General features: G+C 59.3%; 17 protein-coding genes. 7 read left to right on the plus strand and 10 right to left on the minus strand.

Annotation, left to right across the window (positions count from 1 at the left end; translation table 11 throughout):
- Positions 1-8 precede the first annotated feature (8 nt).
- The 5 genes from purB (at position 9) to ACRZ9X_RS02410 (ending at position 4436) form a co-directional block, all read left to right on the plus strand.
- On the plus strand, positions 9-1313 hold the full coding sequence (gene purB, locus ACRZ9X_RS02390; protein ID WP_480515754.1) for an adenylosuccinate lyase: 1305 nt from the start codon (positions 9-11) through the stop codon (positions 1311-1313).
- Positions 1314-1454: 141 nt separating this feature from the next.
- On the plus strand, positions 1455-1607 hold the full coding sequence (locus tag ACRZ9X_RS02395) for a hypothetical protein (protein WP_480515755.1): 153 nt from the start codon (positions 1455-1457) through the stop codon (positions 1605-1607).
- Between the two features lie 103 nt (positions 1608-1710).
- On the plus strand, positions 1711-2253 hold the full coding sequence (locus ACRZ9X_RS02400) for a tetratricopeptide repeat protein (RefSeq protein ID WP_480515756.1): 543 nt from the start codon (positions 1711-1713) through the stop codon (positions 2251-2253).
- Positions 2254-2347: 94 nt separating this feature from the next.
- The gene (locus tag ACRZ9X_RS02405; protein ID WP_480515897.1) at positions 2348-3415 is read left to right on the plus strand and encodes a flagellar motor switch protein FliG; all 1068 of its coding nucleotides are present in this window, start codon (positions 2348-2350) and stop codon (positions 3413-3415) included.
- 97 nt (positions 3416-3512) lie between these two features.
- A complete protein-coding gene (locus ACRZ9X_RS02410) occupies positions 3513-4436 on the plus strand; it encodes a lysophospholipid acyltransferase family protein (RefSeq protein ID WP_480515757.1) in 924 nt (307 codons plus the stop codon).
- On the opposite strand, the gene ACRZ9X_RS02415 is transcribed toward ACRZ9X_RS02410, so the two are convergent.
- Positions 4437-5135: a DUF1223 domain-containing protein gene (locus ACRZ9X_RS02415; RefSeq protein WP_480515758.1), complete on the minus strand. Its 699-nt coding sequence runs from the start codon at positions 5133-5135 to the stop codon at positions 4437-4439.
- A gap of 225 nt (positions 5136-5360) precedes the next feature.
- Between ACRZ9X_RS02415 and acnA the strand changes: the two genes are divergently transcribed.
- Positions 5361-8051: an aconitate hydratase AcnA gene (gene acnA / locus ACRZ9X_RS02420; RefSeq protein WP_480515759.1), complete on the plus strand. Its 2691-nt coding sequence runs from the start codon at positions 5361-5363 to the stop codon at positions 8049-8051.
- Between the two features lie 144 nt (positions 8052-8195).
- Positions 8196-8897, plus strand: coding sequence for an SDR family NAD(P)-dependent oxidoreductase (locus ACRZ9X_RS02425; RefSeq protein ID WP_480515760.1), 702 nt, complete (start codon positions 8196-8198; stop codon positions 8895-8897).
- Here ACRZ9X_RS02425 and ACRZ9X_RS02430 read toward each other — a convergent pair.
- The 9 genes from ACRZ9X_RS02430 to secD all read right to left on the minus strand — a co-directional run bounded on the left by ACRZ9X_RS02430 (position 8892) and on the right by secD (position 15562).
- Positions 8892-9434: a DsbE family thiol:disulfide interchange protein gene (locus ACRZ9X_RS02430; RefSeq protein WP_480515761.1), complete on the minus strand. Its 543-nt coding sequence runs from the start codon at positions 9432-9434 to the stop codon at positions 8892-8894. The genes ACRZ9X_RS02425 and ACRZ9X_RS02430 overlap by 6 nt on opposite strands.
- Positions 9427-9585, minus strand: a complete 159-nt coding sequence (gene ccmD, locus ACRZ9X_RS02435) for a heme exporter protein CcmD (RefSeq protein ID WP_480515762.1) — start codon at positions 9583-9585, stop codon at positions 9427-9429. The genes ACRZ9X_RS02430 and ccmD overlap by 8 nt, the downstream gene beginning before the upstream one ends.
- The gene (locus ACRZ9X_RS02440; RefSeq protein WP_480515763.1) at positions 9582-10355 is read right to left on the minus strand and encodes a heme ABC transporter permease; all 774 of its coding nucleotides are present in this window, start codon (positions 10353-10355) and stop codon (positions 9582-9584) included. Before ACRZ9X_RS02440 ends, ccmD begins: the two co-directional genes overlap by 4 nt.
- Before the next feature lie 61 nt (positions 10356-10416).
- Complete coding sequence (gene ccmB, locus ACRZ9X_RS02445) at positions 10417-11073, minus strand: heme exporter protein CcmB (RefSeq protein WP_480515764.1); 657 nt, start codon at positions 11071-11073, stop codon at positions 10417-10419.
- Positions 11070-11684 (minus strand): heme ABC exporter ATP-binding protein CcmA, encoded by a 615-nt coding sequence (ccmA, locus tag ACRZ9X_RS02450; protein ID WP_480515765.1) that lies wholly within the window; start codon positions 11682-11684, stop codon positions 11070-11072. Before ccmA ends, ccmB begins: the two co-directional genes overlap by 4 nt.
- Positions 11685-11828: 144 nt before the next feature.
- Positions 11829-12182 (minus strand): Mth938-like domain-containing protein, encoded by a 354-nt coding sequence (locus tag ACRZ9X_RS02455; protein ID WP_480515766.1) that lies wholly within the window; start codon positions 12180-12182, stop codon positions 11829-11831.
- Between the two features lie 9 nt (positions 12183-12191).
- Positions 12192-12899, minus strand: a complete 708-nt coding sequence (locus tag ACRZ9X_RS02460) for a TSUP family transporter (RefSeq protein ID WP_480515767.1) — start codon at positions 12897-12899, stop codon at positions 12192-12194.
- Positions 12900-12930: 31 nt separating this feature from the next.
- A complete protein-coding gene (gene secF, locus ACRZ9X_RS02465; protein ID WP_480515768.1) occupies positions 12931-13899 on the minus strand; it encodes a protein translocase subunit SecF in 969 nt (322 codons plus the stop codon).
- 1 nt (position 13900) lies between these two features.
- Positions 13901-15562, minus strand: a complete 1662-nt coding sequence (secD, locus tag ACRZ9X_RS02470) for a protein translocase subunit SecD (RefSeq protein WP_480515769.1) — start codon at positions 15560-15562, stop codon at positions 13901-13903.
- Between the last annotated feature and the right edge of the window lie 20 nt (positions 15563-15582).

Genomic DNA, 15582 nt, shown 5'->3' on the forward strand with positions numbered 1-15582 from the left:
TGCCGCCAATGATTCCCCGCTATTCCCGCCCCGATATGGTCGCCATCTGGTCGCCCCAGACCAAATTCCGCATCTGGTATGAGATCGAGGCGCATGCCTGCGACGCTATGGCCGATCTGGGCGTGATCCCGCGTGAAAACGCGCAGGCGGTGTGGAAAGCCAAGGACGTGGAATTCGACGTGGCCCGCATTGACGAGATCGAAGCCGTCACCAAGCACGACGTCATCGCCTTCCTGACCCATCTGGCCGAACATGTCGGCAGCGAAGAAGCGCGTTTTGTGCATCAGGGTATGACCTCGTCGGACGTGCTGGACACTTGCTTCAACGTCCAGCTGACTCGCGCTGCGGATATCCTGATCGAGGACCTCGAAGGTCTGCTGGCCGCCCTTAAACGCCGCGCGATTGAACATAAGGATACTGTCCGCATCGGCCGCAGCCACGGCATCCATGCCGAGCCGACAACGATGGGCCTGACCTTTGCACGCTTCTATGCCGAGATGGACCGCAACCTGTCCCGCATGCGGGATGCGCGGGCTGAGATTGCCACCGGAGCGATCAGCGGCGCGGTTGGTACATTCGCCAATATCGACCCGGCCGTCGAGGAACATGTCTGCGATCAACTGGGCCTTGTGCCCGAGCCGATCAGCACGCAGGTCATCCCCCGCGACCGCCACGCGGCCTTCTTTGCGACGCTCGGCGTCATCGCCAGCAGCATCGAAAACATCGCCATCGAAATCCGCCACATGCAGCGGACCGAGGTGCTGGAGGGGGCCGAGTTCTTCTCGATGGGCCAGAAAGGCTCATCTGCCATGCCGCACAAGAAAAACCCGGTCCTGACCGAGAACCTGACAGGTCTGGCCCGCATGGTCCGCGCAGCCGTGATCCCCGCGATGGAGAACGTGGCGCTTTGGCATGAACGCGATATCTCGCATTCCTCGGTCGAACGCATGATCGGACCGGATGCCACGATCACGTTGGACTTTGCGCTGGCCCGCCTGACCGGCGTGATCGACAAGATGCTGATCTTCCCCGAGAACATGATGGAGAACATGAACAAGTTCCCCGGTCTGGTCATGAGCCAGCGTGTCCTGCTGGCCCTGACCCAGGCTGGTGTAAGCCGGGAAGACGCCTATGCCATGGTTCAGCGCAATGCGTTGAAAGTTTGGGAGCATCGCACCGATTTCAAAGAAGAACTGCTGGCAGACCCTGACGTCACAGCAGCACTTAGCCCGGAAGAGATCGAAGAGAAATTCGACCTCGGCTATCACACCAAGCATGTCGATACGATTTTCGAACGCGTGTTCGGAGCGTAACTCTACTGATTGAGCTACCGCACCCAGCCGGGTCCGCCCGAGATTTTTCGACGAAAAATCTAAGCTCCGGACCCGGCGGGTTTTGCGTCACCGGTCATATTCGGATATGATTTAAACATCCATCCGAACAGGAGACCCATGATGATCCGCACACTACTTTGCGCATTGGCGCTGACAGGCTCGGCCACGGTCGCGATGGCCTGCGGGAACGACAATAAGCAAACTCAATCCTGTGCTCCGGGCACCTATTGGGACGCTGACAGTCATAGCTGCGCGAAAATCGTAAACAGCTGAATAGTACTTTCCTACTTGTGAATAAAAGCGAGGCTGCGGTTGTTAGCTTTGTATCAGTTCACACTATGCTTGATTCAAGCAGCCCAGTTCACGGAGTAGGAAAATGCGTCTCGTTCTTGTTTCCGCAATTGCCATTCAGGCATTTGCCTTCGTCCCTGCCCTCTATGCGGCGGGTGGTGGAGGGGCCAGCCCGCCTAAGCCCACTAACACGACTAAGAAGTGCCTGTTCGGGCGTGTATTTGATGCTGACAGGGGACGGTGCGTCAAACCGGACAAAACCAATTTCACGCAGGACGAGCTGTATGATGCGGTCCGCGAATTGGCCTATGACGGCCAGTTCGAAAACGCGCAGGACATCCTCCGGATTATGGACCAAAGCGATGACCGCGTGCTGACCTATTGGGGCTTTACCTACCGCAAAATGGGTGAGCTTGAGTTGGCCAATGTTTTCTATACCAACGCCATCGAAACCAATCCCGACAACATTCTGGCCCGTTCGTATATGGGTCAGGGCTTTGTCACCGAAGGTAAAACCGATCAGGCCATTGAACAATGGCGCGAGATCAAGGCCCGAGGCGGCGAAGGCTCATGGGCCGAAGCCTCCCTGCGCGAGGCTATCCGGACCGGATTGACGTTCAACTATTGAGGTTCAGGGTTTCTTTACCCGACTCTCGCTAATCTGCCTGTGACGCGAAACTTGGCACCACAGGCAGATGCAAAACGCAAACTCACTTGTTCAGATGTCATCCCCGGCACAGGCTTTGAACACTGATCCCCCCGACCCGAACCCACATGTGGTTCCGCGCCTTCTCAACAGCAAAGAAAAGGCCGCTGTGGTCGTACGGCTTCTGTTAAGTGAAGGGGCAGATATCCCGCTGGAAGCACTACCCGACGCACTGCAGGAACAGTTGACCCATCAACTCGGACACATGGGCTTGGTTGACCGGGTCACTCTGGCCGCAGTCGCTCAGGAATTCGCCGACGCGTTGGACAGTGTCGGGCTTGCCTTTCCGCATGGTCTTGCCGGTGCATTGGATGCGGTGGACAGCAAACTTGCCCCGACGACGGCGGCGCGACTTCGCAAACAGGCCGGCGTGCGACAGATCGGCGATCCCTGGCAAAGGTTGCAGGACGTTCCACCCGAAAATCTCGCTGAAATAGCCCTGGCAGAAAGCACCGAAGTTGCGGCGGTGATGCTGTCTAAACTGGATACCGCCAAAGCGGCGCAATTGCTGTCCCATTTGCCCGGCCCCACAGCGCGGCGTATCACTTATGCCATTTCCCAGACTGCAAATGTCACCCCCGAAGCGGTTGAGAGAATTGGCTGGTCTCTGGCCGCGCAACTGGATCAACGCCCGATTCCGGCCTTTCAGGAAGAACCAGGTGCCCGGGTGGGTGCGATCCTCAACCAGTCGACCGCCTCTACCCGTGATGGCCTGCTGACCGCATTGGATGAGGAAGATGCCGAATTTGCCAACTCGGTCCGGCAATCCATTTTCATCTTTTCCCACATCCCCTCACGCATTCAGCCACGCGATGTCCCCGCGATCCTGCGCGGTGTCGAGCAGCCTCAGCTGGTCGCGGCGCTGGCGGGTGCCACCTCTGCCGAAGATGCCGAGGCTGCGGCGTATATCCTTGGCAACATATCTTCGCGAATGGCTGATAATTTGCGTGAAGAAATAGCGGAACGGGGCAAGGTCAAACAATCCGACGCTGAGGCCGCTATGGCACAAATCGTGGCCGCCATTCGAACTCTGATGGATGAGGGCGCCCTGACGCTGATCGAAAAGGAGACGGCCTCGGAATAGTACTGCGATCTTCTGCCATCTTCTTCTCGCCCTTGAGATCGCAATTCGGGAACTGTATGTCTGATCCGGCAAATCACAACGCCAGGTGAGCCCTCCCATGCCCGCAGAAAAGTCGGAGCTGAGCCGATTTGAGCTTGGAAAATACTACGTCGCCAATTTGTTTCTGAAGGGTGTAATCGGTGGCATGCACCTGCTGCCTTACGAGCGCCGCATCGCTGCGATGGGTGCCGTCGTGCGTTGGCTGGCCCCGCTTGTCGGGTTTCGCGAACGGGTACGGCGCAATCTGAAGCTCACCTGCCCTGACCTGCCCGAGGACGAGGTGGACAGGATTTGCAAGGCTGTGCCAGACAACGCCGGCCGCGCGATTATGGAGCACTTCTCGCCCGAAGATTTCACCAAACGGCAAAGCACTGCGAAAGTGTCAGGGCCCGGGGTCGCAGCCTTCGATCAAGCGGTTGCCGAAGGCCGTCCACTTATGATGATCACCGCGCATTTTGGGCATTATCTGGCCGCTCGCATCGCCCTGCAATCCCGCAGCGGCAAACCCATCGGGTGTCTTTACCGCCGGATGGCCAACCCTTACTTCAACGACATGTATGTGGACGCCTTCCATCGCACGGGCAAACCGATGTTCGAACAGGGCCGTCGCGGCATGGTGGAAATGGTGCGCGCACTGAAAAGCGGTGGAATCATCGCCATCGTCTCGGATCTGCACGCCCATGGTGGGGAAGAGCTGACCTTTTTCGGAAAACCAGCTGTGACATCCGTGCTGAACGCTGAATTGGCAATGAAATACAAGGCCGTTCTGATTCCGTGCTACGCTGTGCGACAATCCAACGGGATCGATTTTGAGATCGTGCTACATGATCCCGTGCCCCATACCGACGCCAAAACCATGACCCAGTTTACAAATGACGACCTGGAATCGATGGTACGTCAGAATATGGGTCAATGGTTCTGGATCCACCGCCGGTGGAAAGCTTGGAAAAAACTGGGCGTGCAGCCCGAGGACATGCCCTGATCATTTCACCCGTGTTGCGGCCACGATTGGCCCGTGGCCAACCCGCTGTACCAACACAACAGCAGGCAAATCCGACGGCAGCGATGCGGTGAAGGTCTGAGGGGCAACTCCGTCCCATTGACCCGCGACCTGCCAGTTTTCGACGACATTGGCATAGTCCAGATCATAACCCGCCAGCTCTCCGCGCCGGATCGAGGCGTGGCGCATCGGTGAATACTGAACGACACGCACGTCATACACTGCCCCCTCGGGCAGTTCGACCGGTGACACGTCCACCGTGACCTCATCCCCGGTTAACGAGGCGCTGACTTCGGCTTCGGGCGCGGCGGTCAGATGTGCGTTGATCAGTTGCTCTAGCTCAAGCGCTTTGGCCCCGACAACGTCCTGCTGTCCGTTGATGACCATTTGAGGGGTGTAGATCATCGACCGACCGCCTTCTCGCGCATAGGCGCGCTGACGGTTCGTGTGGGATGGCTTGGCGTATTCGTCCTTCCATCCGATGTAATCCCAATAATCGACATGCAACGCCAGCCCGATCACATCCTCGCGCTGGGCAAGATCATGCATCATACGGTCAGCTGGCGGGCAGGACGAACATCCCTGCGAGGTAAACAGCTCGATCACAACGGGATCGGATTCGGCCTGCGCCGAGGTGGCAAGGAAAAGAGAAAGAACAGCAATTGTGGCAGTTTTAAACATGTACGGACTCGGTGTGATGGGTGATGAAGACAATTTAAACGGTTGGCGCTTCACCCACCAATCAAGGTTTCTTGAGACGCAAATCGCGGATTTTTACAAAAATGTGTGCAATGGTATACAAAAATTGCCGCAGGTAGCCTGTTGGACCTTGAACCGAAGGCCAACGTCATGCAGATACCCCTCAGCGAATCCCATATTCCACGTCATTTGAGAGGGAGGCCACAGATGCCCATCAAAGTCGGACAGGATACCGCCAAGACACGCCGCAGCCTGAGCGTGAATGGCAAGTCCATTTCCTATTACTCGATCCCCGCCGCGCAAGAGGCCGGTCTGGGTGATTTCTCAAACCTGCCCGCCGCGCTGAAAGTGGTGCTGGAGAATATGCTGCGGTTCGAGGATGACGGCTTTTCGGTCTCGGTCGACGACATCAAGGCCTTTGCCGAATGGGGCGCGAATGGCGGTAAGAACCCGCGTGAGATCGCCTACCGCCCTGCCCGCGTGTTGATGCAGGATTTCACCGGCGTTCCGGCGGTTGTTGACCTTGCTGCGATGCGCGACGGGATCAAGGGTCTGGGCGGCGACGCGCAGAAGATCAACCCGCTGAACCCGGTCGATCTGGTCATCGACCATTCGGTCATGATCGACGAGTTTGGCAACCCGCGCGCCTTCCAGATGAACGTGGACCGCGAGTATGAGCGCAACATGGAGCGTTACCAGTTCCTGAAATGGGGCCAGAACGCGTTCAACAACTTCCGCGTTGTGCCCCCCGGCACCGGCATCTGCCATCAGGTGAACCTTGAATATCTGGCCCAGACCGTCTGGACCGACACCGATCAGAGCGGCGAAGAAGTCGCCTATCCCGACACGCTGGTCGGCACCGACAGCCACACCACCATGGTCAACGGCATGGCTGTTCTGGGCTGGGGCGTCGGCGGGATCGAGGCTGAAGCCGCGATGCTGGGTCAGCCGATCTCGATGCTGATCCCCGAGGTTGTGGGCTTTGAACTGACTGGCGATCTGGTCGAAGGCACCACTGGTACTGACCTTGTTCTGAAGGTCGTCGAGATGCTGCGCGAAAAAGGCGTTGTGGGCAAGTTCGTCGAATTCTACGGCGAAGGTCTGGACCGTCTGCCGCTGGCCGACCGTGCCACCATCGCCAACATGGCCCCCGAATACGGCGCGACCTGTGGCTTCTTCCCCATCGACGGCGAGACCCTGCGCTACATGCGCAACACCGGCCGCGACGAGGATCGTATCGCGCTGGTCGAAGCCTATGCCAAAGAGAACGGCTTCTGGCGTGGCGCGGACTATGCGCCGATCTATACCGACACGCTGTCTCTGGATATGGGCACCATCGTTCCCGCGATTTCGGGCCCGAAACGCCCGCAGGACTATGTTGCGCTGACCAACGCCAAGGCCGCGTTCACCAAAGAGATGGAAGAGACCTTCAAGCGTCCCATGGGTAAGGAAGTCGCCGTCAAAGGCGAGGACTATACAATGGAGTCGGGCAAGGTCGTGATCGCCTCGATCACATCCTGCACCAACACGTCGAACCCCTATGTGATGATCGGGGCCGGTCTGGTGGCGCGCAAAGCGGCTGCTTTGGGCCTGAACCGTCAGCCCTGGGTCAAGACCTCTCTGGCACCGGGTTCGCAGGTTGTAAGCGCCTACTTGGAAGCCGCAGGCCTGCAGGAAGATCTGGACAAGGTTGGCTTTAACCTTGTGGGCTACGGCTGCACCACCTGCATCGGTAACTCGGGCCCCATTCAGGCCGAACTGTCCGAAGCGATTGCCGAGGGCGATCTGGTTGCCACGTCGGTGCTGTCGGGTAACCGCAACTTTGAAGGTCGGATTTCGCCGGACGTGCGCGCCAACTATCTGGCCTCACCGCCGCTGGTTGTGGTTTATGCACTAGCCGGTACGATGGATATCGATCTGACCTCGGAACCGATTGGTCAGGACAAGGACGGCAACGATGTCTTCATGAAAGACATCTGGCCCACCGCTCAGGAAGTCGCCGAACTGGTCGAGGCAACCGTGACCCGCGAGGCGTTCCAGTCGAAATATGCCGATGTCTTCAAAGGCGACGAGAAATGGCAGAACGTCGATGTTCCGCAGCAGGAAACCTATGACTGGCCGCCGACCTCGACCTATATCCAGAACCCGCCCTATTTCCAGGGTATGAGCCCCGAGCCGGGCACGATCTCGAATATCGACGGGGCCAAGGTTCTTCTAATACTCGGTGATATGATCACCACAGACCACATCTCACCTGCCGGGTCTTTCGCGACCACCACGCCTGCGGGCAAATATCTGACCGATCGTCAGGTTCAGCCGCGCGAGTTCAACTCATATGGTTCGCGCCGTGGCAATCACGAGATCATGATGCGCGGCACCTTCGCCAATATCCGCGTGAAGAACGAGATGCTGGACGGTGTCGAGGGTGGTTACACCAAGGGCCCCGATGGCACGCAGACCTCGGTCTACGAGGCGTCGATGGCCTATCAGGAACAGGGCATTCCGCTGGTCGTCTTTGGCGGCGAACAGTACGGCGCGGGCTCGTCGCGTGACTGGGCCGCCAAAGGGACCGCTCTGCTGGGCGTCAAGGCGGTGATCGCCGAGAGCTTTGAGCGTATCCACCGCTCGAACCTGGTGGGCATGGGCGTGATCCCGTTCGAGTTCACCGGCGATGACACGCGCAAGTCGCTGGGTCTGACCGGAGACGAGACAGTCTCGATCCACGGGCTCGACACGATCCAGCCGCTGCAGGAAGTGCCCTGCACCATCGTCTATGGTGATGGGACCGAGAAAACCATCACCCTGAAGTGCCGCATCGATACCGCGCCCGAGATCGAATATATCGAAAACGGTGGTGTGCTGCATTACGTGCTGCGTAACCTCGCCAAGGCAGGCTGAGACAGCGCAACATGCGAAGTTTGAGGGGACGCCTTTGGGCGTCCTTTCTTTTTGCGAGGCTCTGCCTCGCGCTCCGAGGTATTTTTGAACAGAAGAAGTTGAAGTTTCGTCGCAATCCGGATTTGCTGCAAGCGGAAGGTGGTCATGGATAAGGTGGCATTGGTAACGGGTGGCGCGCGCGGTATTGGCCGCGCGATCGTTGAAGATTTGCGCCGTGATCATCATGTTGCTTTCTCGTGGCTTTCTACGCGGCCGGACACGAAGATGTTACAGCCTGACGTGCTGGCAATCCGCTCGGACCTGACCGAAGCGGATCAGCCTGCGGCGGTGGTTGAGCAGGTGATGGAGCGGTTCGGGCGGCTGGATGTGATCGTGAACAATGCGGGATTGGTCCAGTCGACCCCGAAAGAGGATTTTCAGGCTGAGGCGCATCGGGCGATTCTGGATCTGAACCTGCTTGCACCAGCGGCCCTTTTAGCGGCAGCATTGCCACATCTGCAACGCGGGGCTGCGATTGTCAGCATTTCCTCGATGAATGCGGTGTTGCCACCTTTGGGAGCGGCCACTTATGGGGCCAGCAAAGCCGCGCTGAACTTATGGACCTGCGCCATGGCCAAAGAGTTGGGGTCCGCCGGAATACGTGTGAACGCGGTCGCGCCGGGTGCGATCAACATTCCCGAAGCACCGCGTTCCGAGGAACTGACTGAGCTTTTCGTCAAGGATACGGCCCTGGGTCGTGCAGGCGAACCCGACGATATTGCGAAGGTGGTCAGGTTTCTGGCATCGGATGCAGCGTCGTTCATCACCGGTGAGGTACTGGCCGTCACCGGTGGCTATCGTTTATGAGCCGCCTGCGGCTTTCTCAAGCGCCGGGCGAATCGTGCTTTCGATGACGCGCTGCGTGATCGGCCCGGCAAAGCGCAAAAGGATCGTACCCTCACCGTCGATCACGTAGGTTTCGGGCACGCCATAAACGCCCCAGTCAAGCCCCATGCGGCCCTGTTCATCCCGTCCGATGCCTTTATAGGGATCGCCGAGCTCGGTCAGGAAGCCTTCGGCATTGTCGAGCTTGTCTTTGTAGTTGATGCCGTAAACAGGGATGCCCTCGTCCGACAATGCCTGCAGGTTGGGGTGCTCGACGCGGCAGGGCGCGCACCAGCTGGCCCAGTAGTTGACCAGCTTGACCTCGCCGTCCCTCAGGGTGGCATCGTCGAAATTCGGTTTGCCCTGAAATTCCGTCAGCATAACCGGCGGCGCGGGCTGACCTTCGCGCGCCGACGGCAGCGCGTTTGGGTCCTCACGGAACATGCCGATCCCGGCCAGGACCGCGAATGCGCCGAAAATCAGCGGTGGAGCAATCATCAGGGGCGAGATTTTAGCCATTGGTCGTCATCCGGCTTTCAATCTGCTCCATCTCGGCCCGCACCTTTCGGCCTTTTGCGACGCTGAACAGAATCAAGGCCAACAGCAACCCGATGGAGACAACATAGGACCAAAGAACTGTGTCTGCGTATTTTCCAAGATCGGGGATCATCCGTTTACCCTTTCACGTGCAAGCAGCGCCTTGATGCGGCGGGCGCGGATCTCCGTCCCGGTGCGATACAGGACCAGCGCGACAAACAGCAAGACGAATCCGATGATGCACAGCAGCAGCGGATAGAAATAGATGTTGCTGACTTTTTCTTCGGTATCCGCTCCGGTGACGGCGGCGGCGCGCATCACGGATGCGCCCTGATGCAGGCCCTGATTCCAGAAGTTGACCGCATAGCGGCTGAGGATGGCAAAGACCGAGCCGACCAGACACAGGACCGAGGTCAGGTCCGCAGCGGTATCTGGGTCTTCGATGGCCTCCCACAGGGCGACATAGCCCAGATAGAACAGAAACAGAATCAGGAAAGACGTCAGGCGCGGGTCCCATTCCCACCAGGTGCCCCACATGGGTTGCCCCCAGATCGCGCCGGTAGCCAGTGCGATCAGCGTCATGACGATGCCGATGGGGGCCGCGGCGCGTGCCGCCAGAGCACTGACATGGTGGCGGCGGACCAGCCAGACCAGAGACGTTGCCAGCATCATCAGCCAGCAATTGATCGCCATCAGCGCGGATGGAACATGCAGATAGATGATCTTGACCGTCGAGCCCTGCTTGTAGTCATCCGGGGTAAAGAAGAAGCCCCAGACCAACCCGACAATGATGCAGGCAAGCGACGTGATCCAGAAGAACGGCATGACCCGTTCACTGGTGGCAAGGAACTTGCGCGGGTTGGCGTATTCCCAGAGGGCGTTGGCTTTGGCTGCGATAGACATGGGCCTTATCTAGTCCGAGTCGGGTGTGTTCTCAATTGACATCGGTCAAAGTTTGGAGACGTCACCGAAGGTTGATGCGCAGAACAGCGGCGCTGGCAAAGGGCAGCAAGGCGATTGTGGCGGCGGTGATCCCGGCCAGCATCAGCAGCGGGGTCTGGGTTTCCATCCCGGTCGCGCCGCGTCGGGCGACCTCGGCCCCGTAGATCAGGGTTGGAACATAGAGTGGCAGCACCAGCAGCGACAGCAGAAGACCTCCGCGCTTCAGCCCCACGGTGAGAGCAGCACCGAACGTGCCAATGACGCTCATGGCTGGAGTGCCAATCAATAGCGACATGACGAGCCACGAGAAGCCGGGCACGGGCAGGTTCAGCAGCACTCCCAGAAAAGGGGCCGCCAGCACCAGTGGCAAGCCCGTGGTGAGCCAGTGGGCCAGCGCCTTGATGGTCACGACCGCCTCAAGCGGCAGGGGCGCGGTGGCCAGAAGATCGAGCGATCCGTCCTCCCAGTCGAGCGCCAACAGACGGTCAAGCGACAACAGGCAGGCCAGCAAAGCGCCCAGCCACAAAACACCCGGCGCGATGGTCGACAGCAGCGAGGATTGCGGGCCGACTGAGAAGGGCACCAGAACGGTGACGATCAGGAAGAAAGCCAACCCCAGACCAAACCCCCCGCCCGCGCGGAAGGCCAGTTTCAGGTCGCGCAGCAGCAGGGCGATCACAGGAAGCCTCCGTCGAAATCTTCGATGGGTTTGGGTTTGGCCTTGTTGGGGCCGACATCCAGAACCTCTCCGTCCAGACCAAGGTCGATATGAGTTGCAATCAGGGCCGCGCCATCTTGCCCCAGATGCGCGCGGACAGCGTCAGCGAACATTTGCACCGCGTTTTTGTCCAGCGAGACTGTGGGCTCGTCAAGCATCCAGATCGGACGACCTGTGACCAGCATCCGCGCCAGACCGAGGCGGCGTTTCTGCCCGGCAGAAAGGTTACCGGCATGGCGATCCGCCAGATCGTTCAGGGCAAAGACATCCAGCGCGGGCTGGATATCGTTGGTACCGAACACCGAGGCCCAGAAGCTGAGATTTTCAACAACGGTCAATGTAGGTTTCAGGCCGTCGGAATGCGAGGCATAGGCAATCTGATCTTCGGCCCCTTCGATGTGCCCCGCCAGTGGCGGTTGCAGACCAGCCAGCGTGCGCAGCAGAGTGGTTTTGCCGATCCCGTTCGGGCCACGCAGTATCAACGCCCGCCCGGCGCTGAGCGAAAAGCTGAGCCCTTCGAGGACGGGGATGCCGCCACGGGCAATGGCCAGGTCGGTAACAGTCAGAGTCATGATGCCCGCTTAGCGGATTGTGGATGCGGGCAAAAGGTCGGAATTGCCGCAGAGCGGTGGTGTGGGGCTGTGTGGCGGCGCGGGAGTGAGGGGCCAGCCCCTCACGCTCCCCGGGATATTTGTGGCCAGATGAAGGGCGGATATTCAGACCGGGATCAGGGCGAGCGCGATGCGGCGGCCTTCGGAGAGCAGCACATTGTAAGTGCGGCATGCGGCGGGGGAATTCATGATCTCGACGCCAATGCCTGCCTGTTCCAGCTTGTTGCGCAGCGTGGGCGGGATGTGGTGGAGTTCCGCACCGGTTCCAATGAGCAGAACGTCTACATGCGCGGCCAATTGCAGCAGCGGTTCGATATCTGTGTATCCGCCCCACGGGGCAGTCCCCGACGGACCGGTTAGAACCTGCCCGTTATACAGTTTGCCGCCGATGCGGAAGAAGCCGGGGCCATAGCCGTCAACCGGGGTTGCGTTGGTGTATGTGATCTCATTCAGCCGCATAGGGCGTTCTTAGCCCCAAAGGGGCAGGCCCGACAAGGCGGCAAGCGCAATCGCCAGATAAGCGGCAGCGCGGTAGAGTTTCTCCTGTTCAGGTCGAAACATCCAGCCGCCAAGCCAGTTCCCAGCCAGATTGGGCACCGCCAGAACCAAACCCAGAAGAACAGCCGGCAATGTTGTGCGGCCCATGCCGCTGAGATAGCCAAGCAGCAGGAAATCGAAGGCGAACAGAAACAGCAGGATTGTCGCACGGATCACCGCCACTGGCAGCGGACGGGACATGTAGAACAGAATCACCGCCGGACCCGGCAGACCTGCCGCACCGCCCAGAAACCCCGCAGCACCTCCGATGCCTGCCACCATCGCCCGGCCGACATGGCCATGATAGCGCAGGCCAAGGATGAGAATGGCCAGCATGACCATCGCAAGCAGGCTGACGGCATATCGAAATACATCCGCATCGACCCGCGTCAGGACCCAGAGACCAACTGGCAGAACCAGCGCGCATCCCGCAAGCAGGCGGAACAGATCACCCCGGTTCACCTCACGCCATGCGCGGCGCAGATTTGGCAAGGGGCCGAAGATGTCCATGATCGTCAAGCCGATCAGGGCGCCGAACGGGCCCAGGAACGGCGTTGCGATGGGCAGAAAGATCAGTGCTGTTCCAAAGCCTGAAAAACCCCGCACAATACCGCCGAGAAAGGCCGCCAATAAGATCATGGCCAGTCCCGTGGGGGACTGGCCAAAAAATTCAGGCGTCGATGTTTGCAAACTGGTTGCCCGCCGTATTCGACGGTTTAGACCAGTCGCGTTTGACCCCCAGCCACAGCAGGATGGTCGAGGCCACAAAGACCGACGAATAGGTGCCCACAATCACCCCCCAGATCATCGCGAACACAAAGCCACGGATGACGTCTCCGCCCAACACATAGAGCGAAATCAGTGCAAGCAGCGTGGTGACCGAGGTCATCACCGTTCGGCTGAGCGTTTCGTTGATCGAGATGTTGAGAACCTCTTTGAGGTCTTTCTTCTTGTACTTCCGCAGGTTCTCGCGCACGCGGTCAAAGACAACCACGGTGTCGTTCAGCGAATAGCCGACAATAGTCAGAAGGGCCGCGATAATGGCCAGGTCGAACCGGATTTGCAGCTCCGAGAAGATGCCAATGGTCAGAATTACGTCATGGACCAGAGCGGCGACTGCGCCAAGCGCGAACTGCCATTCAAACCGTAGCCAGATGTACACCAGGACCGCTCCGATGGCCAACGCCACTGCGATGACGGCGGTCTGGATCAGTTCTCCCGAGACTTTGGGACCGACGGATTCGACGGACACGAACTGGATGTCAGGCACCGCCCCCTGCAGGGCTTGCTCGACCGCAGTGACGGTCGCGGCCGAGACGGCCTCGGCGTCGGCCTGCGCCTGAATGCGGATCATCGCGACGTTTTCGTCTTCGCCGAAGGTCGGGTCAAAGATTTCGGTGATGGTCACATCGCCCAGTTCCAGCGGAGTAATCGCATCGCGATAAGCGCCGATGTCGATTTCCTGCGCGGATTGGGTCCGGATCGTGGTCCCTCCCCGGAAGTCGATGCCGAAGTTCAGCCCCTGCAGCAGGAACGAAGTGAAGGCGATCACCATCATCAGGCCCGAGATGCCCAGCCAGACTTTCCAGCGGCTGAAGAAATCGAACGAGGTGTTTTGCGGTACGAGTTTCAGTCTCATGTCAAACCTCGATCGTTTTCGGACGGCGGCGTTCGAACCAGATCACGATCATCAGACGCGTCACGAAGATCGCGGTGAAGACCGAGGTCAGGATGCCCAGGCCCAGAGTGATGGCAAAGCCCCGCACCGGGCCACTGCCCATGGCAAACAGGATCGTCGCGGTGATGAAAGTGGTGACGTTGGCGTCCAGAATGGCCGACAACGCCTTTTCATAGCCCAGTTCAATCGCACGGGCTGGCCCTCTGGCAGATTTCAGCTCCTCGCGGATACGCTCGAAGATCAGCACATTTGCGTCCACCGCCATGCCGACCGTCAGAACGATCCCGGCGATGCCCGGCAGGGTCAGCGTGGCCCCGATCAGTGACAGCAGGCCGAACAGCAGACCGACGTTCAGGATCAGAGCAATATTGGCAAACAAACCAAACAGGCCATAGCTGAGTGCCATGAAGACCAGCACCGCGGCAAAGGCCACTAGGGTTGCAACCTTACCCGCATCAATGCTGTCCTGCCCAAGTTCCGGGCCGATGGTGCGTTCTTCGAGGAATTCCAGACCCGCCGGCAGCGCGCCCGCGCGCAGCAGGACGGCCAGATTGGTGCTTTCCTCGACGGTGAAATTACCGGTGATGATTCCCGACCCGCCGGGAATATGGCTTTGGATCACGGGGGCCGAGATCACTTCGTCATCCAGAACGATGGCAAAAGGCGCGCCGATATTTTCCAGCGTGTAATCGCCAAATTTACGTGCGCCGGACGTGTTGAATCGGAAGCTGACGGCCGGGCGACCGTTCTGATCGAAAGAGGGCTGCGCGTCGACCAGTTCTTCGCCGGTGACGACGGGGGCAGACTCGATGATGTAATACACGCCGTTTTCGTCAATCGAAGGGACGACCTCTTGCCCGATGCCGGGTACCGCGTCGGGGTCGGTTCCGCGCGAGACGACCGGGTTGAAGGTCAGCTGCGCCGTGGTTCCAATGATCTCTTTCAACTCACCCGCGCTGCCAATGCCGGGCACCTGAATCAGGATACGATCCGTTCCCTGCCGCTGAATGGTCGGTTCACGCGTGCCGACCTCGTCGATACGGCGGCGAATGATTTCCAGTGACTGGCGCACAGTACGATCATCCGAGGCCAGTTTCTCGGCTTCGGAGAGTTGCACGACAATTGTATCGCCGTCGGCGCGGGCTTCGATGTCGGTTGCACCGACGCCGGTCAGCGTCTGTACCTGCCGAGCCAGTCCGCGCACCACTTCCAGCGCGCGTGACATGCCCTCGGGCTGGCTGATGCGGACGCGAATCTCATCCGGGGCCGAGTCCTGACGGCGGATAGTGCCCACAGTCGCCCGTTCATCACGCAACGCGTCACGGATTTCCGGCCACATCGCATCCATGCGGGATTCGTATACATCGGCGACCCGAACCTCGGCCAGCAGATGCGCACCACCACGCAAATCGAGGCCCAGATTAACAAGCGAAGATGGCAGCCAGTTCGGCCATTGCGCAGCCTCGGCCTGCATCTCGGGGGTGTCAATGCCAAGCTCGATCGCCGCTTTGGCATCGTTCGATTGCTCGACTCGCGTATAAAACGCATTCGGCAGGGCCAAGAGCAGGCCGATCACACAGACCGACCAGATCAGAACCCGCTTCCAGGTGTCAATTTGCAGCATTACCCTGCCTTTTCAAGGAA

Source organism: Ruegeria sp. AL1 (assembly GCF_056540905.1).

Coding starts and splice junctions, on each gene's coding strand:
- ACRZ9X_RS02430 (WP_480515761.1), bottom strand. CDS start 9,434: ATGGCTAAAATCTCGCCCCTGATGATTGCTCCACCGCTGATTTTCGGC.
- ACRZ9X_RS02425 (WP_480515760.1), top strand. CDS start 8,196: ATGGATAAGGTGGCATTGGTAACGGGTGGCGCGCGCGGTATTGGCCGC.
- ACRZ9X_RS02410 (WP_480515757.1), top strand. CDS start 3,513: ATGCCCGCAGAAAAGTCGGAGCTGAGCCGATTTGAGCTTGGAAAATAC.
- ACRZ9X_RS02460 (WP_480515767.1), bottom strand. CDS start 12,899: ATGATCTTATTGGCGGCCTTTCTCGGCGGTATTGTGCGGGGTTTTTCA.
- purB (WP_480515754.1), top strand. CDS start 9: ATGATTCCCCGCTATTCCCGCCCCGATATGGTCGCCATCTGGTCGCCC.
- ACRZ9X_RS02395 (WP_480515755.1), top strand. CDS start 1,455: ATGATCCGCACACTACTTTGCGCATTGGCGCTGACAGGCTCGGCCACG.
- ACRZ9X_RS02440 (WP_480515763.1), bottom strand. CDS start 10,355: ATGTCTATCGCAGCCAAAGCCAACGCCCTCTGGGAATACGCCAACCCG.
- ACRZ9X_RS02405 (WP_480515897.1), top strand. CDS start 2,348: ATGTCATCCCCGGCACAGGCTTTGAACACTGATCCCCCCGACCCGAAC.
- ccmD (WP_480515762.1), bottom strand. CDS start 9,585: ATGATCCCCGATCTTGGAAAATACGCAGACACAGTTCTTTGGTCCTAT.
- ccmA (WP_480515765.1), bottom strand. CDS start 11,684: ATGACTCTGACTGTTACCGACCTGGCCATTGCCCGTGGCGGCATCCCC.
- acnA (WP_480515759.1), top strand. CDS start 5,361: ATGCCCATCAAAGTCGGACAGGATACCGCCAAGACACGCCGCAGCCTG.
- ACRZ9X_RS02415 (WP_480515758.1), bottom strand. CDS start 5,135: ATGTTTAAAACTGCCACAATTGCTGTTCTTTCTCTTTTCCTTGCCACC.
- ACRZ9X_RS02400 (WP_480515756.1), top strand. CDS start 1,711: ATGCGTCTCGTTCTTGTTTCCGCAATTGCCATTCAGGCATTTGCCTTC.
- secF (WP_480515768.1), bottom strand. CDS start 13,899: ATGAGACTGAAACTCGTACCGCAAAACACCTCGTTCGATTTCTTCAGC.
- ACRZ9X_RS02455 (WP_480515766.1), bottom strand. CDS start 12,182: ATGCGGCTGAATGAGATCACATACACCAACGCAACCCCGGTTGACGGC.
- secD (WP_480515769.1), bottom strand. CDS start 15,562: ATGCTGCAAATTGACACCTGGAAGCGGGTTCTGATCTGGTCGGTCTGT.